This is a genomic window from Mesorhizobium sp. M2A.F.Ca.ET.043.02.1.1, from assembly GCF_003952405.1.
GTDB lineage: Bacteria > Pseudomonadota > Alphaproteobacteria > Rhizobiales > Rhizobiaceae > Mesorhizobium.
The window spans coordinates 2,749,615-2,772,677 of the sequence record NZ_CP034445.1; the positions used below are offsets into that span (position 1 = coordinate 2,749,615).

20 protein-coding genes and 2 pseudogenes are annotated in these 23,063 nt (G+C 59.5%); 13 read left to right on the plus strand and 9 right to left on the minus strand.

Annotation, left to right across the window (positions count from 1 at the left end; translation table 11 throughout):
• Positions 1-286: 286 nt before the first annotated feature.
• Positions 287-598, minus strand: coding sequence for a hypothetical protein (locus tag EJ068_RS13020; RefSeq protein WP_206437555.1), 312 nt, complete (start codon positions 596-598; stop codon positions 287-289).
• A gap of 1,173 nt (positions 599-1,771) precedes the next feature.
• Here EJ068_RS13020 and EJ068_RS13025 point away from each other — a divergent pair.
• Entirely contained in the window at positions 1,772-2,305 is a 534-nt protein-coding gene (locus EJ068_RS13025) for a peroxiredoxin (RefSeq protein WP_029356553.1), read from the plus strand.
• A gap of 68 nt (positions 2,306-2,373) precedes the next feature.
• Positions 2,374-3,807, plus strand: coding sequence for an RNA polymerase factor sigma-54 (gene rpoN, locus EJ068_RS13030; RefSeq protein WP_126063822.1), 1,434 nt, complete (start codon positions 2,374-2,376; stop codon positions 3,805-3,807).
• Here rpoN and EJ068_RS13035 read toward each other — a convergent pair.
• The 7 genes and pseudogenes from EJ068_RS13035 to EJ068_RS13060 form a co-directional block, all read right to left on the minus strand.
• The gene (locus tag EJ068_RS13035; RefSeq protein WP_029356557.1) at positions 3,804-4,430 is read right to left on the minus strand and encodes a nitrogen fixation protein NifQ; all 627 of its coding nucleotides are present in this window, start codon (positions 4,428-4,430) and stop codon (positions 3,804-3,806) included. The genes rpoN and EJ068_RS13035 overlap by 4 nt on opposite strands.
• Positions 4,417-5,468, minus strand: a pseudogene (locus EJ068_RS13040) (LLM class flavin-dependent oxidoreductase). Before EJ068_RS13040 ends, EJ068_RS13035 begins: the two are co-directional and overlap by 14 nt.
• A 138-nt stretch (positions 5,469-5,606) precedes the next feature.
• Entirely contained in the window at positions 5,607-7,208 is a 1,602-nt protein-coding gene (locus tag EJ068_RS13045; RefSeq protein WP_063169384.1) for an SDR family oxidoreductase, read from the minus strand.
• A 148-nt stretch (positions 7,209-7,356) separates the two neighbouring features.
• Complete coding sequence (locus tag EJ068_RS13050; protein WP_126083656.1) at positions 7,357-7,944, minus strand: nuclear transport factor 2 family protein; 588 nt, start codon at positions 7,942-7,944, stop codon at positions 7,357-7,359.
• 138 nt (positions 7,945-8,082) lie between these two features.
• Positions 8,083-8,205 (minus strand): annotated as a pseudogene (locus EJ068_RS33265) (ferredoxin); the annotation flags it as partial.
• A 29-nt stretch (positions 8,206-8,234) separates the two neighbouring features.
• Positions 8,235-9,413 (minus strand): cytochrome P450, encoded by a 1,179-nt coding sequence (locus EJ068_RS13055; protein WP_164759124.1) that lies wholly within the window; start codon positions 9,411-9,413, stop codon positions 8,235-8,237.
• A gap of 265 nt (positions 9,414-9,678) precedes the next feature.
• Positions 9,679-10,635 (minus strand): IS481 family transposase, encoded by a 957-nt coding sequence (locus EJ068_RS13060; RefSeq protein ID WP_126063820.1) that lies wholly within the window; start codon positions 10,633-10,635, stop codon positions 9,679-9,681.
• Between the two features lie 1,307 nt (positions 10,636-11,942).
• Between EJ068_RS13060 and EJ068_RS13065 the strand changes: the two genes are divergently transcribed.
• Positions 11,943-13,175, plus strand: a complete 1,233-nt coding sequence (locus EJ068_RS13065; RefSeq protein WP_126063819.1) for an MFS transporter — start codon at positions 11,943-11,945, stop codon at positions 13,173-13,175.
• Between the two features lie 156 nt (positions 13,176-13,331).
• Here the strand turns inward: EJ068_RS13065 and EJ068_RS13070 are convergent, their stop codons facing one another.
• Positions 13,332-14,468: a ChuX/HutX family heme-like substrate-binding protein gene (locus EJ068_RS13070; protein ID WP_126063818.1), complete on the minus strand. Its 1,137-nt coding sequence runs from the start codon at positions 14,466-14,468 to the stop codon at positions 13,332-13,334.
• A 586-nt stretch (positions 14,469-15,054) separates the two neighbouring features.
• Between EJ068_RS13070 and EJ068_RS13075 the strand changes: the two genes are divergently transcribed.
• The 10 genes from EJ068_RS13075 (at position 15,055) to EJ068_RS32945 (ending at position 23,034) form a co-directional block, all read left to right on the plus strand.
• A complete protein-coding gene (locus EJ068_RS13075; protein WP_029356570.1) occupies positions 15,055-15,375 on the plus strand; it encodes an iron-sulfur cluster assembly accessory protein in 321 nt (106 codons plus the stop codon).
• A gap of 17 nt (positions 15,376-15,392) precedes the next feature.
• Positions 15,393-15,563: a hypothetical protein gene (locus tag EJ068_RS32605; RefSeq protein WP_165349961.1), complete on the plus strand. Its 171-nt coding sequence runs from the start codon at positions 15,393-15,395 to the stop codon at positions 15,561-15,563.
• Between the two features lie 158 nt (positions 15,564-15,721).
• The gene (nifS, locus tag EJ068_RS13080) at positions 15,722-16,933 is read left to right on the plus strand and encodes a cysteine desulfurase NifS (protein ID WP_126063817.1); all 1,212 of its coding nucleotides are present in this window, start codon (positions 15,722-15,724) and stop codon (positions 16,931-16,933) included.
• A 180-nt stretch (positions 16,934-17,113) separates the two neighbouring features.
• A complete protein-coding gene (gene nifW / locus EJ068_RS13085; protein WP_024505239.1) occupies positions 17,114-17,491 on the plus strand; it encodes a nitrogenase stabilizing/protective protein NifW in 378 nt (125 codons plus the stop codon).
• Positions 17,492-17,679: 188 nt separating this feature from the next.
• On the plus strand, positions 17,680-18,531 hold the full coding sequence (locus tag EJ068_RS13090; protein WP_126063816.1) for an electron transfer flavoprotein subunit beta/FixA family protein: 852 nt from the start codon (positions 17,680-17,682) through the stop codon (positions 18,529-18,531).
• 16 nt (positions 18,532-18,547) lie between these two features.
• Positions 18,548-19,657, plus strand: coding sequence for an electron transfer flavoprotein subunit alpha/FixB family protein (locus tag EJ068_RS13095; RefSeq protein ID WP_126063815.1), 1,110 nt, complete (start codon positions 18,548-18,550; stop codon positions 19,655-19,657).
• Between the two features lie 10 nt (positions 19,658-19,667).
• Positions 19,668-20,972 carry an FAD-binding protein gene (locus EJ068_RS13100; RefSeq protein WP_126080604.1) on the plus strand — a complete coding sequence of 435 codons (1,305 nt, stop codon included), beginning with the start codon at positions 19,668-19,670 and terminating at the stop codon, positions 20,970-20,972.
• Positions 20,973-20,984: 12 nt separating this feature from the next.
• A complete protein-coding gene (locus EJ068_RS13105) occupies positions 20,985-21,284 on the plus strand; it encodes a ferredoxin family protein (protein WP_024505235.1) in 300 nt (99 codons plus the stop codon).
• A gap of 396 nt (positions 21,285-21,680) precedes the next feature.
• Entirely contained in the window at positions 21,681-22,262 is a 582-nt protein-coding gene (locus EJ068_RS13110) for an alpha/beta fold hydrolase (protein WP_287152319.1), read from the plus strand.
• Positions 22,263-22,962: 700 nt separating this feature from the next.
• The gene (locus EJ068_RS32945; RefSeq protein ID WP_245467364.1) at positions 22,963-23,034 is read left to right on the plus strand and encodes a helix-turn-helix domain-containing protein; all 72 of its coding nucleotides are present in this window, start codon (positions 22,963-22,965) and stop codon (positions 23,032-23,034) included.
• Positions 23,035-23,063 lie beyond the last annotated feature (29 nt).

The following is a 23,063-nucleotide window of genomic DNA, read 5'->3' on the forward strand; positions in this document are numbered from 1 at the left end:
TCCTTAGCCATCCTGTCCCATCGTCTCAGATCGTGAGGCGCACCTTATAGTCGGTGAGGAGATCTTGCAGGGTCAGGTTACGCCCTAGCGCTTAAGGTTGTTGGTCGCACCGAGCAAGCGCGGGACCTGTCGACGGACAACAGCGGTGCCACTGCCGGCACTAGGTCGTCCAGCATCGCAGTGAACCGCGTACGTAGTATTTTGTCGTAGGCGGCATTCTGGATAGCCGGATACGGGCTCTTCACCCGCTGCACCACCGATTGCGGGATGATGTCGCGAGAAACATTCACGGATTTCGTGAAAAAAGTGTACCCGCCGAAGAGCCCCACTCGCGGGGGCGGTGCAGCACCACCTCGGTGTCACTGCTCGTGTTCATGCGATGGACTAGGCCGGCCAGCTGTTGACGCAGCTCGCGGTAGTTGTAAGTCTCACCCGTGTAGACGAGCACCAAGTCAGGTCGGCCATCCTCCTGGAGCATCCTCGGCTGACGGCCGCCCTGGATATCGATGATTGCCAGGCGGTGGTGTCCCAGCGCCGCAGGCCCGCCGATCCAAGTCCCCTCGTCGTCCGGACCGTGGTTCGCTATGGTGGCCGTCATATCGGCAAGCTCCCTTCGCGCATCGGGACCTCCGAGGTCTCGATTGAAGTCGATCCATTCACAGATGCCGCACAGGTTATGTCGCCGCATTTGGGGCGAAGCAGATATAAGGCCAGTGGGAAACCATCGAGGCAAAGTGACGGATCTAGCCCAGCTACGATCCGCATCCGACATTGTCGGACATCGGACAGCACCGCGATTCGCTGCATAGGAAGCCTGGAGTCGCGATTTCCCTTGGGGGAATCAGCGCATGAAAGGAGAGCTGGGTCGTGTCTGCCGAAATGAGAAATTGCTCCCCCTTATTGCCTCACCGAGGAATGTTACCCAGCGCGATAGACGGACATGCCCTACCTCCCCCGTTGCAGCTGAGGGAGATAGGGGCCAGCTCTTCATTCAACCCTCATGGAGGATGATCAGCCCAGCCATTTCCATGCGCCGGCCTTCACAAGCCGTGCACCATTCAGGTTCTTTTCCTTGAAGCGCGACGATCCTTGTCAGACGTCGCAACACTTGCTGCCGAGAGCACGAGCTCTTCCTCGAGCATGCCTTGATCTGCGCCTCGAACGGCTCGCACATGCTGGGTTTCAACGACTTCGCAGAGGTTGATATTCTGCAGTGACTTCGTCTCGCTGCTGCACGGCATTGACGCTGGGAGCCATGCTCGCGTGGCGCAATTGTGCTGAAGCCGGTGCCCACGGCAACGTTTCTTAACCCGCCCCAGATCCTGGCGTTTGGCTATTTCCGACATTCGTGTCCGGCTTCGGACAAAGGCCGGGTTTGCCGAACGGAGTCGCACCCAATTTCCAGTGCTGCTTGAGCAATAATATCGACCGGCATTACTGCACAACACGAAAGTTGCTGCAAAAACCGAAGTGAACCCAAGGCATCGGGTCAATTGGCATGGCGCTTGCGACTCGGTCGATAGAACGCAGTCAAAATCACGGTTGCAGACCATGCCTACCTCTCAAAGCTCGATAAAGCACGCGAGCGAAATTCCCCGTCTCCGCGGAAGCTCGTCGCCTTTAAACGTGCCTGCTCGGGGGCGGTCTTGCACAAGACCGGTCCGAGGCAACCACGCCAAGGCGCGAGGCTGCCGGAACTGTCGACCGAAGTCGATGCCGCTTCAGTTTAACCGAAAAATGCACCGTACCACTTTGGCCTGGGAGCAAATCAATGACCGACAGAAAGAACGTTCCTCTCGTGACCTTTCGCACGCGTGTTCGCGATGAGTCGATCGGGGGGCCAAATCCTTATCGGTGGGAGAACAAGACCTCCGACGATTATTTCGGGGGCAAGCGCGTCATCCTGTTCTCGCTGCCTGGCGCCTTCACCCCGACCTGCTCGACCTTCCAACTGCCCGATTTCGAAAAACTCTATGATCAATTTCTGGAACTGCGAATTGACGCGATCTACTGCGTCTCGGTCAACGATGCTTTCGTCATGAATGCGTGGGGAAAGTCCTTGGGGCTGCAGAAGATCGAGCTGATCCCAGACGGGTCGGGCGAGTTCACGCGCAAAATGGGCATGCTGGTCGCGAAGGACAATCTGGGCTTTGGCATGCGCTCCTGGCGATACGCCGCTCTGATCGACGATGGCGTGGTGGAGCAGTGGTTCGAGGAGGAAGGCTTCTGTGACAACTGCGAGACGGACCCCTATGGCGTTTCATCCCCGCAAAACGTTCTCGACAAACTGAAGGCGGCGGCATGACCCAGAAGTGGCAAGTCTCACACAACCCAAGCACACACTAGAGCATCCTCGGCAGATTACGGTTCAACATGCATCTCTCAGCAAGCCTGCTTCAACGCCAGAAGCAACGTATGGTCTTATCGCCTCAAGCCATTGAAGCTATTCGCTTGCTGCGATTGACGCATACTGAACTCCATCAGCTCGTGCAGCAGGCACTCGAGAGGAACCCCGTTTTGAAGCCTGACCCGTTTGACGACGATTCGCCGCTGTCAGGGGTGGATCAGCGGAGCAGTCAAAGCAGAAGCGAAATCGGCGAATCGCCCATTGGCGGGCCGTCTGGCGGGCGCGGGCAATGGAAGTCGCAACGCAGTAGCGGCAACGATCGACCTGCCGTCGAGGAGTTTACCGCCCACACCGAAACATTGCACGACCATGTCGCCCGCCAGGTCGCCCTCACCCCGTTCACCCCCCAGGAGCGGCTGATTGCCGGACAGCTCGCCGCCCATCTGGAGGACACTGGCTATCTTCAGGTAAACCTTTTCGATCTGGCCAGGAGGTTAAACGTTCGGCAAGCTGATGTGGAACGGGTCATCGGAATCTTGCAGCAATTTGATCCGCCGGGGATTTTTGCGCGAACTCTCAGCGAATGCCTGGAGATTCAGCTGCGCCAGCAAGACCGGTTCGACCCGGCTATGGCAGCTTTGGTCGCCAATCTCGAGATGCTTGCACGGGGGGATTTTCAGGGATTGAAGCAGCGTTGCGGAGTCGACGAGGAGGATCTCCTCGACATGAGGAACGAAATCCGCGCGCTCGATCCCAAGCCTGGAGACCGGTTCCAGTCCGGGACGCCGGAAACCATCGTACCGGACGTCTGGGTAATGCCCAAGTCCGAAGGTGGATGGCGGGTGGAGCTTGATCCGGCCACGCTGCCCAAAGTGTTGATCAACCACACCTATGTCGCCGAAATCTCGCAGCTGACCAATCAAAATCCGGAAGGCAAAGCGTTTCTCGACCATTGCCAGGAAAAAGGGAACTGGCTGATCAGCTGCCTCGAGCAGCGCGCTAAGACGATCCTTAAGGTTGCGACCGAAATAGTGCGCCAGCAGGATGCCTTTTTTACACACGGCGTCGCCCATCTGCGGCCTCTCTGTCTCAAAAATGTCGCTGACGGGATCAAAATGCACCAGTCGACGGTAAGCCGGGTGGCTTCGAACAGGTACATGTTAACTCCGCGCGGGGTGTTCGAGCTGAAGTATTTTTTCACAGCGACAATCGCATCCTGCGAGGGCGGCGACGCGCACTCCGCCAAATCTGTCCGCCATCGGATCAAGGCAATCATCGCCGAAGAATCGCTCGACAAGGTACTTTCCGACGAAGACATCGTTGCTCAGCTCAAGCAGACCGGCATCAATGTCGCTCGCCGTACCGTCACCAAATATCGCGAGGCGATGAACATCCCTTCCTCCATACTACGGCGCCGCGATAAGCGTTTGTCCGCAGCTGCGATCAAGCGAAGTGACTAACCGGCATTCCTGGTCGGCGAGAGGCGACTCTCAACTTCCTCCGGGCCGAAGCAGCTTTCGAAGTCCTGGCATTCCCGACAACTGGGTGCAGTGCATGACGAAAAGCCTTCGGCCTCACACAGCTTGCGGTAAAAGTACTTTTTCCATTTCATGTTTTCTGTGTTGCCTGCCGCCAGCGCGGGAAAATGTCTGGCAAGCAGGCGGCTGAGCTCAGCGCGATTTGAGAGGCCAAGATCCCGCCAAAGATGGTCCGTGCGCATCGCACGCCGGGCGATGATCTTGGCCAAGCGGCCGCTCGCCGGGTCGGCCGGCGCAGCATGCGCTAGCAGCAGCCGGCGTAGCAGCTCCTCTTCCAGTTCCGGCTCGGGCTCGCTCAACTCCTCCAAAGCGAATACGCTGCTGGAGGTAGACGGGAAAGTTGCGGCCAAGACATCACGCAATTCGACAGACGAAAGGCCTGTCCCCTCCGTCGCCAACACCTCGCCCGCCTGGACCTCCTCAAGCGAACGTGAATGTACGCAGGGCAGCACATGCTGATCGAAGCTCCTCCCTAGCTCGGACCCACGCCATTGCGCGCTGGATAGGCAGCCATCATCGTAACGGCCGGCTTCAGCTTCCGGCATGACAAAGCGCCTTGTTGACCGCAGGGATGATCTTGTCGCCCCAGAGCTCGATCTGGCGCAGCATCGTCTTTTGGTCGAAGTCGCCCAATTGAGTCTGAACTGCGATCTGGTCCGGTTTCAAGATATCGATCTCTTCCAGCAGGCGATCAATCACGCGATTTACGCTGCCAATCGGCAAATTTTTGCGCATGGTCTCGAAGGACAGATCCTGCTGGGTCGGTGTCTCCTGCAGCAGGTAGCCATCGTGGCTCTGTTGGCGGCGCTGATGCAGGGCTTCAGAAAGCCGGCGCTGGAAGCGGGCATTGTCGAGATAGCTGTTGATCTCCAACTCGTCGTGGCTGGCATAGCAGCAGCGCAGCAGCGATATCTTGACGTCGGTGACGTTCTTTTCCTCGGATGCCGCCGCCCTCTCGACTGATTCACGCAGTGTGGTCAAAGTCTCTAAGCCGTCGTGGAAGGCTGTGACAAAAAAATTGTGCCCCTCGCGGTAGGCCCGAGCCATCCGTGCGGCTCCGCCAGCGATCCAGATAGGCGGCGTCGGCTGCTGGACTGTGCGGACCGAAATCGCTGTTGGGGGATCTTCTCATACTGGCCGTCGTGTTCGAAGACGTTTTGGTTGAGGCCCTTGAGAATGATGTCCAGGTATTCCGAAAAGACGGCCGGCGCCTCATCGATGTCCACGCCGAACCGTTCGAACTCGAACTGCTGGTATCCCAAGCCTACGCCGAGCTCGAGACGGCCGTTCGCAACGATGTCGGCGAAGCCGATCTCGGACAGCAGGCGCTGCGGTTGGTAAAGCGGCAGCACGCAGACGGCAGTGCCCAGGCGAATCGTGCTTGTCAAGCCGGCGCAGTGCGCCACCATCATCAGCGGGGATGGTATGAGGCTGTAATTGTTGAAGTGGTGCTCAGCAAACCACGCGGTGTTGAACCCAGCCTGCTCCGAAGCGACGGCCTGTTCGATGGAGTTGCGGATGACGCTTTCTGAGGATTGGTGATAGCCACGCTGGGCGGCCAGAATGAAAGTGGCAAATTCCATGATTTCTCCTCGTTATAGACACGTCAGCCGACCGGGAATGTGCTCGGCATGCACATGCTTGGATCTCAAGCACCTCAGGTGCGTCGTGGAGCCGAGGCTTCATAATGCTCGGCCGGTCGCCCTGCGAAGGCCTGGCAATTAACCTGCGGCCTCCGCAAAACATTCGTCATAGAGTTCGCTGGCGTTTCCCGCATCACCGAACGAGGTCCAGCCGCCGTCCACGTAGAGGATCGAGCCGTTGATGTATGAGGCGTCAGACGAAGCAAGGAAGAACGATGCATCTGCGACGTCTTCTGGCCGTCCCATCCTGCCCATGGGGATGCGTCGTCCGATTGCTGTCAGGTCGATGCGGCCGGCTTTGGCCAACTGAGCAAGTGCGGGCGTGCGGATGTGGCCAGGAGCGACGGTGGCTGTCCGAATTCCGACCGGCCCGAGTTCGGCCGCCATGCAACGGGTCAGCATATCCATCCCCGCCTTGGAGGCGCCGTAGGCATGGCGCGGCGCGAACGGCAGAAAGCTGTCGATCGACCCGAGATTGAGGATCACGCCGCCCGGGCGCATAGCCTTGATCGCTTCGCGCGCGCAGGTGAAGGCGCCGGTAAGGTTGACATCCAGGACGTGTTCGAGCTGTTTCGACAGTTGCTCGATCGCAGGCACAATCCTGTCGGCGGTATCAGCACTATTGACCAGAACATCGATATACCCGAAGCGTCCCCTCAGTTCTTCGAACATCGACACCACATCGCTCTCGACGGCCACGTCCAGCGATTTCGCCAGATGCTTGCCGGGGAGCGATGTAGCCAGCTCTGCCGCTGCAGTGCCATCTTTATCAGCAATCACGACGGTGTCGCCGTTCGCGGCAAAGCGGCGAGCGACGGCCGCGCCAATGCTTTTTGCGCCACCGGTGACGAGCACGATTCGCGCATCTGTGCATTCGGCCGGACAGGAGAGCTCGGCTTGGAGCGCACCATCCACCGGCGGGTGAGCATCCCCCGGCTGGTTGAATGACATCCAGCCTCCGTCGACTGCCAGCACCGAGCCGGTGATGTAGCGCGCCTGCGTGCTGCTCAGAAAACGCACGACCCTGGCGATCTCGTCGGGGCGAGCCAAGCGCCCCATCGGCACGCGGCGGCGTATCGCCGCGAGGTCCATTTTGCCAGCGCGTGCCAGTTCTGTGACCATTGGGGTGCGGACGGAGCCCGGCGCCACCGCCGTGACGCGGATTCCTCGCATAGCCCACTCGCATGCAAGGGACTTTGTCAACGAGATCACGCCAGCTTTCGAGGCTGCGTAGGCGTTGCGCCTGGGATTGCCGACCACGCCCGCCATCGAAGCCACATTGACGATCGCACCGCCCGGCTTCATGCGCCGCGCCGCTTCCCGGGCCATAACGAATGGCCCAATAAGGTTCACTGTCACGCCGCGTCGGAAGGTATCGACAGCGGTGTCGATGATCCTATCCATCGTGGGTCCAACCGCCGCATTGTTGATGAGGACATCGATTTGCGCGAACCGTGCTTCGACCTGGCCGAAAAGTGAGAGCATGTCCTTCTCTCGCGACACATCGCACTCCAGACCGACGTGCGGCGACCCGAGATCCCGAGCCAGTTCAACCACACCACTGCCCGGAAGGTCCACCGCAACTACAGTGTCTCCGTCCGCGGCAAGGATATCGACCAGGGCACGGCCGATCCCGCCCGCAGCGCCTGTGATGATTACGGTGCGTGCTGCCAGTTTCACGAGAGCTTCTCCACGATGACCGCTTGTGATCTCAGCCCATCAACCTTGGGCGGAATGAAGGGCCGAGCCAAATCGTTGCAGTGACCGCCAGTTGCGGCCCCACACAGATGTCGTTCCCGTAGGGCGCTCATCCTCCATTTCTACCCACTTATGCAGCTCCCAGTTGGGGACCCTCGACGCCATCTTGGTCGGTGGGGATGTGACCCTTGAGCAACTGGTAGATGGGATCGTCTGGATGTTGTGCTCCAATCGGCTGTCGCCGGCCGAACCTATCTGCCTCAAGAATCGCTGGCGGGATTTGCTCCTCAACCCAATCGTAGACGACTGTCCGTTCCGCAATTCGCCACTCGTCCTGCCTCTTCTGAAACAGATCGCAGTAACGGCCGCAAAGCAGCGTCTGACGTATTTCTTGGTCTGTATCCGGTCCGCGTTGCAGCGCGGTGAAATAGCTCTCGACCGCGGCCTCTGCTGAACTGATGAAGTCGATCAGGCTGTTCGTGATTTGATGGATGTTACGGTGCCCCGGCAGACCGAGAGCAAATTGGATGAAGTCCTCTGCCGGTCCGCAATAGGGACCGTGCCTGTCATACGCTTCGGGCCAGTATGCGCTACGCAGCGCCGCCTCATCGGCGCGGTCTATCCCGCGGCAGTACCGATACAGGCAGTTGCGGATCGCCTCTCGGTCACGCAGTTCGGTAATTTTCGCGTGGTCGACAGGGTCTGTCGCGAATTGTATGATTGTTTTATCCTTCCCGATGCCAGTCTGCACTTTGCGTGTGTCTCTCTCTACAACTGAGTTAGCGGGGGGCTCGTCAACTTCCAGAGCTTGTTCGGGGCAGGCTCGTACCCCTTTTGAGGCAAGCAGTTGCTCCCCATCGGCAACATCAATATCACCGGGCAAGATGTAGCCGGCGTCATCAAGCTTGAAGACTCTCGGCGCCCGCGCCCAGCAGCGCGCATGACCCTGGCATCTGGCTTTATGTACGACGACACGCATAGCGAACTCCAATGTCGTTGGCTGAAACTTCAGGACCAGTCCAGGATCAGATTCTCGATCCCGAACACATGGCCGCCGAAGGTGATAGGTTCAGTCCCTGTCTTGATCCGAAAGGCTGGGATGCGCGCCAGCCACTCCTCCAGGCCAATGACAATCTCCCGCCGGGCAAGGTGTGAGCCAAGACAACGATGGGGACCATAGCCAAAGGCAGCGTGCCGGTTGTCCTCGCGCGCCAGATCGATCTCATTCGGGCATTCGAATTCCGCCGGGTCACGATTGGCAATCATCGTGGCACAGGAAACATAGTCTCCCTTGCGGATCGGCGCGCCTTTGAAGTCGACATCCTTCGTTGCCACTCGGATCATCTGAATGGTCGAATAGGCGCGCAGCAATTCTTCCGCAGCGACGGCAATCCGGTCCGGTTCGCTTCGTAGCAATTCCTGATCTTTGGGGTTGCGCGCGAGATGGGCCAAGTCGAAGCATATGGCTGCTGAGACCGTGTCGAGTCCCGCGACGAACACAAGCACGCCGATGCCACGGACTTCTTCGTCACTGAGCAGACGACCCTCGACCTTTGCCTTCACGATGAAGGTCATGAAATCATCGACCGGCTCCTTGCGGCGCTCGGTGGCAAGTTCGTCGATGAAGGCCACGATCGTCCGGGCTGCGGGTGGTCGTTGCTCCTTATCGCCGTGGAGCAGATCTCTAGCCCAGCCGACAAATGTTTCTAGTCCGTTGTCCGAAAGCCCAATAAAGCGAAGGAAGATATTGACCGCGAACGGAACTGCAAAATCCTTCATGATGTCGCAGCTCGTGCCTGATGCGGCGATCCTGTCGATCAGCTTGATCGCTCGTTCCCGGACAGCCGGCTCCAATGCCATTACCCGCTTTGGCGAAAGCAGCGGATTGAGCAGTGAGCGAAAAACACCGTGGAATGGCGGATCGAGCTCAAGCGGGATCATCGGCCAGCTCTCGCCGAGCACAGAGGCGAAGATGCTGCGATGGCTGGAAAACGTTTCGGTGTCCTGCAGCACCCGGCGCTGGTCGCTCGCGCGAGTGATGACCCAGGTACCCCGACCGTCGCGCGTGTTGCTGGTTGAATAAAAGATCGGAGGCCCGGCATGAACGCAAGCAACCGCTGCATGCGGATCCCCGTTAGCGGTCGGCAACATGCCGGGCGACGTAAACAGGCTGAAGTCCCTCACCATTTCGGGCGGGACATGATCTGGAACCGGCCGCGATTTAACCGCGCCAGAATCGAGAGACCGTTCATGAGATGCTGTCGGCATTTGCATGCAATCGTTGGTGCAAGCTCCGTGCCGAATTCGTCTTTCGATAATCCTTGCCGTTTGCTGGGCAACAGGTGGCGCCTGCGCTGACTTGCTGGTCGGGATTGCAACATTCTTGTCCAGCGTCGGACACAGAATGTAGAAAGCTAGACACCGACTTGGAGCAACTCAACTGGTGGGATCGCTAGCTGTGGAGCCTCAACAGGTTGTCCTCGGTTAGAGCGAGGCGACTGATAGGTGTTTTGGACTTTAGGCTCCCGTGGGGACGGTGCCAATTGTATCTGTGCAGCCAGACCGGCAACTCTGCGGCGCGGTGATCTGAAGTCGGATAAGCGATGGCATAAGCCCATTCGCGCAGTGCTGTCTGGATGAAGCGCTCGGCCTTGCCATTGGTCTTGGGTGTATAGGGTCTTGTCCTGACGTGCTTGAGGCCGAGATCGCGGCAGGCCTTGGCGAAGGCCTTTGATCTGTAGCAGGAGCCGTTGTCGGTCATGACGCGGGCTATCGTGACGCCGAGGCTGGCGTAGTAGGCCACCGCCGCCTTGAGGAAGGCGATGGCGCTTTCTTTTTTCTCGTCGGGCAGGATCTGCGAGAAGGCGATGCGGGAGGCGTCGTCGATGCAGACATGGACGAACTCCCAACTGCTGCCGCGCGAGCTGGCATTGCCGGTGCGCTTGCCGGTAATGCGATGACCGATGCGCTCGAAACGACCGAGCTTCTTGATATCGATATGGATCATCTCGCCAGGATGCTCGCGCTCGTAGCGTCGGATCGGCTCGGCCGGTTCGATATCCCGCAACCGCGACAGTCCGGCACGCTTGAGAACCCGGCTAACGGTGGCGGGCGAGACGCCGACCTCATGGGCGATGTGCTTGCCGGTCCAACGTTGCCGCCGCAGCGCCATGATGCGCTCGGCGATCAACGCAGCGGTGGCCTGCGGCATATGGGCGGGCCGCGAGGAACGGTCGATCATGCCGGCCCGCCCTTCGGACTTGTAGCGCTCGACCCAGCGCGCCACGATCTTGGCCGACACGCCGTAGACACGCGCCGCATGGGCTTTGGAGAAAGCGCCTTCTATCACCGACAGCGCCATCTCCTCTCGACGCAGCGGTGTGAGACGGGCATTCTTATGGATGTTCATTCGGATCCTCCGATGGATGCTGAAGCGTGGTAACTCCAGTCTCCTCGGTCCGGTCCGAATGGACAACCTCCCGAAAGCTCACAGCTAGCCGATCATGTGCCCGGGGAGCATCCAGTTCGAAAGCTTGCTCTAAGCGGCTTGGTGACTTGGCCGAGGTCACCCAGGTGGAAATGACCAACACTTGGGGTAAGCCTAGTGGCGCTCCCCTCGATGATGTCTGGCGGGGTGGTTAGCCGCCTCCGTGGGACAAGATCAGTCTACACGAATGGGCTATAGCCTCTCCTCGCCTGCCTCACTGGCCGTCCTTCAGAGCCGGCCACACGAGCTTTTGTCTTTCAGCAGGGCGTTTTTCTCGCCAGCTACAGAGCCACACCGACGCCATTAATGAGCGTCCAGTCGACGGGTTGGATGGCCCTGTCCATCTTGCCCAGCACCTTGGCTTAGCATTTGCCGGTGCGGCGGAAGCCTTCAAGACGCAGTTCTTGACCTTCTCCAGATCAGCCTCGGATGGATATCGGCAAGGGTTCAGCTCGTCCTTTTGAACTTGCGCATCTTCGTGTTGGCCAACCCCAGGCCGCCCGACATATTTGCGGTCTATCCGGCACCTCAACTTCGAACAACCTTGCGGCAAGCTCTTGGGATAGCCCACGCTCGTGCCTCCACCACCCGCTCAGCAGAGCCAGATTTGTCGTTGATGGCACGGAACTTGCGGAGTCATTCGCAGATGCGTCACGGACCGAGAGTGTCGTCCCATGAATTCGATCACCAAAAAGGCCGCCCGACGTTGCTGGGACCGCCTGCAATTACCTTATCCCAGAATTGGGAGCAACGGCTTCAAAAGGGATAACTCATCACCTCAATTTTGTCGATCGCGCGGCCATCGAACCGCAGCCATCGATCAGACTTCCGCCTCGTTGCACTCATTGCGACCGCCTTGGTGCTTGCGACAACCGCTCAATTCTGGCTGCCAGGATAACCACATATGGCGACGGAACTTCCTGCTTCAAAGCAATATAGAGATCGTCGATCATCCCCCCATCAAGGCCTCGATCGAGGACACCGCGTTCGGCTTGCTTGGTTCGCAGTGAACAGACCGCACTTCGACGAATGCGATCGATGCGACCGCGCCGAGAACTCTCCCGCATTGTCGACGGTTGGGTCCGTCGGCCCTCCGATGAGGCCTCGGATGCGTCGGGCGCCGAGGCCTCGACTGATGCCGACTGGCCGCCGCCGGAAGGTCTCGCGGCTTTGATCCCCGGCGATGTAGCCACCCCTGCTGCAACAGCTCCTAGCCGGAGAACTCATTCATGACCGAATCGGCGACAGATTTAGTGGACGCGGCTTTGTTCGACCGAGATCGGCTTGACCCAGAAAGTCCCTATCAACGTTCTGGCCCTGCATGGGGTGCCATCATTTCGCTTTCCTTCGGCACCTTCGGGCTTGTGACGGCAGAGTTTCTGCCCGCCAGCGTTCTGACACCGCTCGCGCATGATCTCCGTATCACCACGGGCACGGCTGGACAGGCGCTAACAGCGACCGCAATCGTCGCGGCGATCTCGGCACCGATAATCGCCATCGTGACAAAGCGTCTGGACCGCAGGGTCGTCATCTGGGCGATGACGCTCCTGCTGATCCTGTCGAACGTTCTGGCAGAGGTTGCGGGGTCGCTGCCGGTTTTGCTGGCGGCACGCGTCGTCCTTGGCATATCGCTTGGTGGTTTTTGGTCTATTTCGGCAGCGTTGGCGATGCGGCTGGTTCCAAGTCACCTCATGCCGCGCGCCATGTCGATCATCCTCACCGGCGTTTCTGTCGCCTCCGTCTGCGCGGCTCCAATCGGCGCTTATGTCGGTGACATTTGGGGATGGCGAGCCTCGTTCAAGGTCGCCGCAATCGTGAGTGCCGTTGCGCTGCTCGTGCAACTCGTAACCATTCCGCCACTGCCTCCGATCGAAGTGCGCAGATTCCGCAGTCCGCTGGATGTCGCGAAGAATCCGGCGATGAAGGTTGCGGTGCTAGTCGTGCTATTGGTCGCTTCCGGCCATTTTGCCAGCTTCGCCTACATCCGCGCCTTTCTCGAGAGCGTTCCTGCGCTCGAAAAGAAGTCAATCCCGCTCGTGTTCCTTGCTTTTGGCACGGCCGGCGTCTTCGGCAATTTAGCCGGCGCATTCCTCACCAAACACAGTCTCAAGGCGGTCGCGGCCCTGCCGCCCCTGCTCATTGCCGTAGCCGCTGTCTCGCTCCTGACTATGGGAGCATCGGCCTTGACCTCGGCAATTGCAGTTGCCGTATGGGGCTTTGCTTTTGGCGCGGTCCCGGTCGGATTGCAGACATGGATGGTGCTACGCGCCGCTCCGAAACAGGCCGAGAGCGCTGGTGTACTGATGGTCATAACCTTCCAAGTGGCCATCGCAGCCGGCACAACTTTCGGTGGCCTATTGGTGGATCACACGGGTATTGCCAGTGTCTTTGTCTACAGCGCGGTTGCCACGTTCCTCGCTGTCTTGACAGTATTTTTGCTCGGCCCGAACCGCAAAACCTGACCGCCTGGTGGGGAGTGACGGTCGGCGGCGTTCACGCTATTGCCACCTCTGAGCTCGGCCCAAAGGCCGCGGCTTCGTCGTAACCATGCGGTCGATGGGGCAGCGCCAAATTGCTTCCTGCTCATCGCGTTGCGATAATACAGCGCGCTTATTGCGTCATCGTGTCCCCGGTCTCGGCTTCAATGCCCGGCTACTGGCTGCGGAGGCAGATGGGCGCCGGCGTCCCACCGACGACGATCGGTCTTTTCTCATGTAGCTGTCGGGGAAACGAGGCAGGTTTTCCGCCAGAACCCGCCAGTCGTCGCGCTCGCGTTCGCCTTCCTTGCGCGCACCGAACAACTGGATGATGATCTTGCCGTCGGACCCATATGCTTCGAGCGAGGTGACGTGACTGTCATTGGTCGGCTTGCGCACGGCCCAAACCTCACGGATTTGGTGGGTCCTGAGATGCAGCCGGAACGTTTCGTCCAGCACATGGATGCACGGCCCGATCTGCTTGACCGACTTGATTAAGCCGGAATGGGTCTGGATAGAACCTCGGTTGCCGACGAAGCACATGATCGGCAATTCGTCTTCGGCCGCACGCTGGAGCACGGCGCCAACTGCGGCATTGTCGAGCAGCCAAGCGTAATCCTGGCCGACCATGCGCAAAGCCTGGCAGCGGCTGAGCTTGAGCGTCTTTAGAAGGTTGACGTCAGTCAGCCGGCTCCAGTGCTCGCGTAGGTCGTCCACCGTGCCGGCCCAGTCCGCAGTCCTCGCGCCCAGGTCGGCTACTCTCGCCTTAAGCGACATGGTCGGCTCCTGGTTGGCGGATACGAGCTCGGCCACCAGCTTTCGATAGGCATGAAGGTTGGAGACCGGCCTGAGATGCACCTTATGCACTGCTGCGCCGGTGGCGTCGAAGAATTGCAAACTGCGCTGGATTCCGCCGCGATGGCGCCTTTCAACAGCGAAACCATACCTCCAAGCTTGCGGGAAGACGCGAAGGTCGAATTCGTCACCAAGGACCATGGCGTGATTGTTGCCGGTTATCACTCTGTTGAAGACGCCAATCTTTTCGTGCACGGCACCTTGATTGCGGGTCAGCGCCGTCACTTCGCCCACGAATTCGAGGCCCGTCAGAACGTGATTGACGCGCGGGTCGATGCGTGCCGCGCCGAAACCGCAATGGGCCGCGACCAGTTCCGCTTCCGAAATGGCCAATTGGGCTGCGAAATCACGCGCGGGAATGTTCGGACAGACTTCCCACGCACGCCGGATTTCGTTGGGCGACCGCTTCTTGCGCTGATCCATGTTTTTACCCCTGCCCCGTTCTTCTTTTGACGATCGATCGAAAAACGGGCCTCAGGGGTGTGCACGGCGGACGCGATCGATCGTCAGGCACATGCCAGTCGAATCCTGTCTCCGGGCGGTCAGCGGCCAATCGCCGGTAGAGAGCGATTGTTGGGTGGTCGGCGCCAATCGGCCGATCGAGCATTCGGGTACCACCGGCGGTGCTGCTTTCCCACTCAAGGCGGGTCTGATGGATCATATTGCTCTCCTTCGTTCTTCGATTGCGAGGGCAACCCAAAGGTGAATCGGCCGGCAATTTTGCCGCCGCAACGAAGGCTTCACAAAAATCGTGCCAGTTGCTCCGCGGCAAGCTCTGAACATCTTTGGCTCTGTTCATTGCTTTACGCGTGAGTGCATCGCGAACTCAGGCGCCCTTCCTGTGACGCGGACGCGACAAATCCGACAGTAAGTGTCGGTTGTCGGACGTCTCCCCAGCAATCGAGCATAAGAGACGTCGGGATGTCCTACGGTTTTTGACACGTCTTCCCTTTGGCACGGTCCATGCGAGATGATCCGCGAAAACGTCGGACCGAGGAGAAATCGAGCCATGATTACGCTCACCGACAACGCTGTTGCCGCCATCAAGGCCGCTCTTTACCGCGCCAGCGAGCCGGCGGAAGGATTTCGCATCATGGTCCATGCCGGCGGCTGCGCCGGCTTCCAATACTCAATGGGCCTGGAGAGCGTCTCACGTGAGGGCGATGCGATCATCGAGCGAGATGGGCTCAAGGTGTTCATGGATAGAGGCTCCCAACCCCATGCAGCCGGCATGACCGTGGACTTCGTCACTGGGCTCGAAACATCCGGCTTTGTTTTCGATAACCCCAATGCGCGTGAGACGTGCGGCTGCGGCAAGTCCTGCAAATGATTGCGAGGGAACAGGCTATGTTCGACTATAGCGACGCCAAGGAATACTGCGTCGAACCGGCACCGCCGGCGCTCTGGAACCGGCCGACACGCACTGTCGGCCCGGAACAATTGCGTTCGGTGATGCGCCAAATCGCGATCATCGATCGTTGCCGTGGGCAAGCAAACAAAATTGCCCGAAACAGCTGAATTCCCGGCAGATGCCGCCACCAAAGGGCAATGTCGACAGCGACCGGTCAGCCAAGCCATCGCTCGCCCGGCCGCCCACCTTACCAGATACGATATGCGCCAGAGGTTCAATGGCCCGCCTACCCTTGAATCATTTCAGCAGTTGAAGGATCACTCCCATGAACCCTGTCTATCTCGACAACAACGCAACGACGCGGGTTGATCCTGCAGTCGTTGGAGCGATGTTGCCTTTCTTTACGGAGCAATTTGGCAATCATTCGTCCATGCACGCCTATGGCGCATCGGTTGCTGAAGCCGTGAGAAAGGCGAGGCAACAGTTGCAAGCCCTCATCGGCGCGGGATTCGAGGACGAGATCATCTTCACCTCGGGCGGGACTGAAAGCGACAGTACAGCCATCCTTTCGGCGCTGGAGGTGATGCCCGACCGAACGGAAATAGTGACTTCCGCGGTTGAACATCCGGCCGTTCTGAAGTTGTGCGCGCACCTTGAAAAGACGCGCGGCGTCAAGGTGCACATTATCCCAGTCGATCACCACGGCCGGCTCGACCTGGACGCCTACAGAACCGCTCTCACTCCACAAGTGGCAATCGTCTCGATAATGTGGGCGAACAATGAGACCGGTACGATCTTTCCCGTGGTTAAGCTTGCCGATCTAGCCAGGGAAGTCGGCGCGCTTTTCCACACTGATGCAGTGCAGGCGGTCGGAAGGCTTCCGATTGAGCTGAAATCGACCGCGATCGACATGCTGTCGCTCTCCGCCCACAAGCTGCATGGTCCAAAGGGGATAGGCGCGCTTTATGTAAGACGTGGCGTGCGCTTCTCCTCCATGATCAAGGGTGGGCACCAAGAGCGCGACCGGCGTGCAGGCACTGAAAACACACCCGGCATAGTCGGACTGGGCATGGCGGCCGAACTCGCCTTGAAATTCATGGACGAGACAAAACGAATAAAATGGTTGCGCGACCGCCTTGAGAACGGGATCATCCAGCGCATCCCAAACACATCCATCAACGGCGATCCGCAAGAGCGATTGCCAAACACTGCAAACATTGGATTCGAAGGTATCGAAGGCGATGCAATTCCAATTGTCCTGAGCCGGCTGGGAATCGCCTGTTCCGCCGGGTCCGCCTGTGCCTCTGGCTCACTGGAACCGAGCCATGTTCTGATCGCTATGAACGCGGCATGTGGGGCAGTCCGCTTCTCCTTGTCGCGTGACAACGGCGAAGATGACGTAGACCGCGTGCTTGAGGTCCTGCCTGCGATCACCGAGAAGCTACGGGCCGTTCCCAGTGCTGGACTGTGCGGGCGAGGTGCAGAACAGCTTCATTCCGGCCCGGGTCCGAGCGGCACAATAGCCGACGAGCCGTGAGGTCTTCCTCAACGTGACGACCCTGCGCAATGGAGAGCAGTCAAACTCGGGGTCGCCTTCACCACTTCAGAAAAGCTTGAGATCGCCAAGTCTCTTGCCCAGCCGCCGTGCCAGAGGTCGGCACGCCGTCAGCAATGTCACCAATGCATCGACACCACAATTACGCGCCGGGAGAATACAATGAACTGCTCCGCTGATAGCCGCCCGATCGATCGCACCGATATCCTAGCGCGACTGAAGGGCCTGTCGGCCGCGGAGGACTTCTTCGCCTGCCTTGGCGTCTCCTACGACCCGAAAGTGATGAATGTCTCGCGGCTCCATATCATGAAGCGCGTGGGCCAATACCTTGCCGAAGAAGATTTCTCCGGTCTGCCTAACCAGGTAATCGCCGCGCGGGTGCGCGCCAAGCTGGAACGCGCCTACGAAGATTTCGCGACTTCCTCGCCGCTCACGCAACGTGTGTTCAAGGTGCTAAGGGACCACGATCCAAACATATGTCCCGCACCTGGCCGCGCCTTCGTCCCGCTCGACTCTGCACTGAAGCGGTTCGGAAAGTAATGAGCCCGACACGGCTGCGACGCGACAATGTCGAGAAGTCGACAAATCCAGTCCTCATGACGCCTCCTCGGAAGCAAACGAAGCCACCTTCTGGAATAGAGGCAGGAAGACGACTTGGCATGAACGATGCAGGCAATGAGGCGAACCGCCAAGCACGAATCCGGACTGGGAGCTTAGAGAAACCGCCAATGCATATCGTAATCTGCATCAAGCAGGTGCCGGATTCGGCACAGATCCGCGTGCACCCGGTGACGAACACGATCATGCGTCAGGGTGTTCCGACCATCATCAATCCTTACGACCTGTTCGCCCTCGAAGAAGCGCTCAAACTGCGCGACGTTCATGGTGGCGAGGTTACTGTGCTCACAATGGGTCCGCCCATGGCGGAGGACTCGCTGCGAAAGGCGCTCGGTTACGGTGCTGACCGAGCAGTTCTCTTGACGGACCGCTATTTTGCCGGATCCGATACGCTGGCGACTTCCTTTGCTCTTTCGCAAGCAATCGCAAAAATTGGGGAGACTTTCGGCAGGCCGGACATCGTCTTCACCGGCAAGCAGACGATTGACGGCGATACCGCCCAGGTCGGACCGGGCATAGCCAAGCGCCTAGATTTATCGCAACTTACCTATGTCGCGAAGATTGCCTCCATCGATCTCGATACGCGAGAGATCGAAGTCGCGCGTCGCGCCGAAGGCGGCACCCAGTTGCTGAAGAGCAGACTCCCTTGCCTCATTACCATGCTGGAAGACACCAACGAAATCCGCCGGGGCTCGCTCCAGCAGGCTCTGTGCGCGGCGCGCAGGCAAGTCGTGAAGTGGACTGCAGCCGACGCCGGCATTGACGATCTCACCCGGTGCGGTCTGCGTGGCTCGCCTACAGTCGTCAAGCGTGTTTTCGCCCCCACCGCACGGGCAGAAAGGGCGGCGCAGATCGACACCGCGGAAAGGGGCTTGCAGGACATAGCCGATGAACTCATCGCCGATATCTTAACCCGCCGGCCGGCGCTGGAACATGAGCTGGCCTTCAACAGCGGCACGTGACGGCCAGGAGCAGAAAATGTCGACCGCAAGCCAAACCACCCCTCGCATTGCCCCCGGCCGTGCCGGTGTAAAGAAAGAACTTCCCGACCATTTCAAAGACTACCGGCACGTGTGGGTCTTCCTCGAGCTCGAACGCGGCAATGTGCATCCTGTATCATTCGAACTGCTGGGCGAAGGCCGCAAATTGGCCGACAAGCTTGAAGTCCAGCTCGCGGGCGTCGTGCTGGGACCGCCGGGCGAGATGGTCGAGGACGCTGTTGCCGAGGCCTTCGCTTACGGGGCGGATCTTGTCTACATCGTCGATGCGCCGCCGCTCGCCGACTACCGGAACGAGCCGTTCGCCAAGGCGCTCACGGATCTGGTCAATACCCATAAACCCGAAATCCTCCTTCTCGGCGCGACCACACTGGGCAGGGATCTTGCAGGCTCGGTAGCGACGACCCTGCAGACGGGGCTCACGGCCGACTGCACCGAACTTGATGTAGATTCCGACGGTTCACTCGCCGCGACCCGTCCGACTTTTGGTGGCTCATTGTTGTGTACGATCTATACACTAAATTACCGGCCGCAAATGGCGACGGTGCGACCAAGGGTCATGCCTATGCCGCAACGGGTGGATAAGCCGGTCGGGCGTGTCATGCGGCACAAGCTGTCGCTCGTTGAGGACGATATCGTCACCAAAGTCCTCGGCTTCCTACCGGATAACCAGTCGGCAATGGCAAATCTTGCCTATGCGGATGTCGTGGTTGCGGGAGGCCTCGGTCTCGGAGCGGCGGAGAACCTTCAGCTTGTGAAGAATCTTGCCCGAGCGATCGGCGCCGAGCATGGCTGTTCGCGCCCCTTGGTCCAGAAGGGCTGGATGCCGGCTGATCGACAGATTGGACAAACTGGCAAGACCATTCGACCGAAGCTTTACATCGCGGCCGGAATTTCCGGCGCCATCCAGCACCGAGTTGGGGTCGAGGGGGCCGATCTCATCGTCGCGATCAACACCGATCCGAACGCGCCGATTTTCGAGTTCGCCCACCTCGGGATCGTCACGGATGCAATCCGCTTCCTGCCCGCACTGACGGAAGCCTTCACCCGGCGGCTGTCGCCGCACAGTCGAGACAAGCTTGCGAGTTGAGGGAGAGGACATGATTGAACAATTCGATGCCATAGTGGTCGGAGCCGGCATGTCTGGAAACGCAGCTGCTTACACTTTGGCAAGCCAGGGGCTGAAGGTACTGCAGTTGGAGCGCGGGGAATATCCGGGCTCTAAGAACGTCCAGGGTGCCATAATGTACGCGAACATGCTGGAGAAGATCATCCCGGACTTCCGGGATGATGCGCCCCTCGAGCGGCACCTGGTCGAACAGCGACTTTGGGTGTTGGACGACACGTCTCACACCGGAATTCATTACCGGTCGGACGACTTCAATGAGGCGAAACCCAACCGCTACACGATCATTCGCGCCCAGTTCGACAAATGGTTTTCCCGCAAGGTGCGCGAGGCTGGCGCGACGGTCCTGTGTGAGACGACCGCGACGGAACTCGTCCGTGATGGCAATGGCAAGGTGATCGGCGTCCGCACAGACCGGGCTGGCGGAGTGGTCTTCGCGAATGTGGTCGTTCTCGCAGAAGGGGTGTCGGGATTGCTTGGCACTCGCGCAGGCCTGCGCGAGATGCCGAAGCCGGAGACCGTGGCGCTTGCCGTCAAGGAAATGCATTTCTTGCCCGAAGAGGTCATTGGCCAGCGGTTCGGGGTCAAGGGCGATGAAGGCTGCGTAATCGAGGCCGTGGGCACGATCTCTCGCAGCATGGCCGGGCTCGGCTTCCTTTACACCAACAAGGAGTCGATATCACTCGGCATCGGCTGCCTGGTCTCGGATTTCGCCGCGACGATGGAGAGCCCGTCCGCCCTCCTGGATGCGATGAAAAACCATCCTTCGATCCGGCCGCTGATCGCTGGCTCGGAGGTGAAAGAATATGCCGCCCATCTTATCCCCGAAGGTGGTTACAAGGCCATTCCGCAGCTCTTCGGCGACGGTTGGGTCATCGTCGGCGACGCAGCGCAACTGAACAATGCCATTCACCGTGAGGGTTCGAACCTTGCCATGACCTCGGGTCGTGTCGCGGCTGAGGCGATCATCAAAGTCAAAAGCCGCAACGGTCCTATGACCAAAGCGAACCTTGCGCTCTACAAGACGATGCTGGATGACTCCTTTGTGATCAAGGATCTTAAGAAATACAAGGACATGCCAGCCTTGCTCCACACCAATTCCAGCAACTTTTTTGACAGCTATCCGCGGCTGATGTCGCATGCCGCTCAGAACTTCATGCGTGTCGACGGCACGCCGAAGATCGAGAAGGAAAAGAACACCACGGCCGCCTTCATCAACGCGCGCTCGCGCTGGGGGTTGGTCAGCGACGCGGTCCGCCTGGCATTGGCATGGCGCTGAAGAGGGTACAAGATGACGATCGCAGTGACGAAGGTTCGTGTCGAGGACAAACTTTACCAGAACCGCTATCTGGTCGATTCCGGCCGCCCCCATATTATAGTGCGACCGCACGACAAGCCAAGCGCGAACTTGCTTGCGTTGACCTACGTCTGTCCGGCGAAATGCTATGAGTTGAATGACAAGGGTCAAGTCGAGATCACCGCCGACGGCTGCATGGAATGCGGCACCTGCCGGATATTGTGCGAGAAAGGCGGCGACATCGAGTGGAACTATCCGCGCGGCGGCTTTGGTGTCCTGTTCAAGTTCGGATGATCAGCCGGGACCGTGCCAAGAGCATGCCGGCAGCGAGCAACTGCGGCACACCATGAGCCTCTCCATCCACTTGCAAAGAGCTAGTGAATATTGGCCTTTCGCAATTCAAATTTCCTTGACTCGTTAGCGGTGTCCTCAGGCCACGGCGCTGCCCTGTGCGCCGGACTTACCACCGGTCACGTGGTCGAGCCCCTTTGGGACAACGCCCGGCCATCGTGCCGGATGGCAGCCACAACGGCCGGTGAGCAAGTGGAACGGCACAACCCATGGCAAAGACGTATGTGCTAGTGCATGGTGCCTGGCATGGCGGATGGTGTTGGCGGGACGTGGCTGCCAATCTTCGCAAGATGGGATGCCACGTGACCACGCCGACCAGGTGTCGGCGAACGCGCACGTTTGCTGTGCAAGGACATCACGCCCGACACATTCGTGACCGACATCGTCAACCACATTGTGACGGAAGAGCTGAGCGATGTGATCCTTGTCGGTCACAGTCTAGGCGGCATCAGCATCACCGGCGCCGCCGACCGGATACCCGACCATATCAGCCATCTCGTTTATCTCGACAGCGCCATCGTCGAGAGCGGTCAAAGTGTATTCAGCACCATGCCCCCCGACATCGTCGCGGCCCGTCGAAAATTGGTTGCGGAGGAAGGACGGGGTATCTTCATGCCGACTCCGCCGCCAACAGCATTCGGCATTCCCGAGGGACACTCGCTCACGGACTGGGTGCGGCGCCGGATAACACCGCATCCGGCAGGCACCTACGAAAGCGGACTTAAGCTCGAGCACCCGCTCGGCAACGGCAGACCCCGAACCTATGTCGTCTGCACTAATCCACTCCACCCGCCGATGGCGGGAGCGCGAGAATGGGTCGCGAAGCAGGATGGCTGGGCGTGGCAGGAACTCGCCACTGGCCACGACGCAATGATCCTCGCGCCGACGGAAGTTGCTCTCCTTCTTAGCGCAGTCGGCTGAGGAACCAAGTAGGGTGAGCGGCGGCCGATTCTCAGGCCGTGGCCTTGAGCTCTGGTGCACGGATAGGCCCAACGGGTCGTTCCGGTGGCGCCACCGAAACCACTAGGCGGGAGTGGCCTGTCCTGCCGACGTCGCAAGCTTGCGAGCGTTCCGCCGCGGCCGCAGCCCGTAGCGCCGGGCAACCTCCGAGATCACCGCGTCGGCTCCAGGGTCTCGGAATGACTCCGTGCCTTGTCGTCCATCGACCAATGCCGCCGACCAACAGCGCCGTTGATCACCCTCGAAAACGCCGAGGCTGCCGCTCAGGGTCAATCGTAAGTTCAAGTTCAGACACAAGCCGATCTCCGATCCACCTCAGAATCGGCAGGCCCACAGATCGCGGGTCCTCCTGGAAGGACACAGCGCTTACCCTTGAAATATGGAGAACCATGGCTTTGCGCCGTCGGCAGTTGAGCTGATCTCGCAATGCTATTTCCCCGGCAACGTCCGAGCCGGAGAACTGCGTGCTTGGCGTTCTCCTCTGGAAGGAACCAATCTTTCGGAACGTGGCAATGTCATCGACGAGCTCTCACGGGCCAGCACGATGCCGGTTCGGCGCATCGGCGCCCCCTGAACACGAGATAGCCACTTGCGATTCTAACGATACGGCCGGACGGGGGCTGAGACCGCGGCGGACGGAGCGTGACGGCTGATCGACACAATGGAGAAGGCCGGCTGGGTTCAGGCTAATGCGGCTCGAATTCTCGGCCTCAAGCTGCGACAAGTCGGCTAGGCGATACGCCGGCATAGTATCGAGGTGAA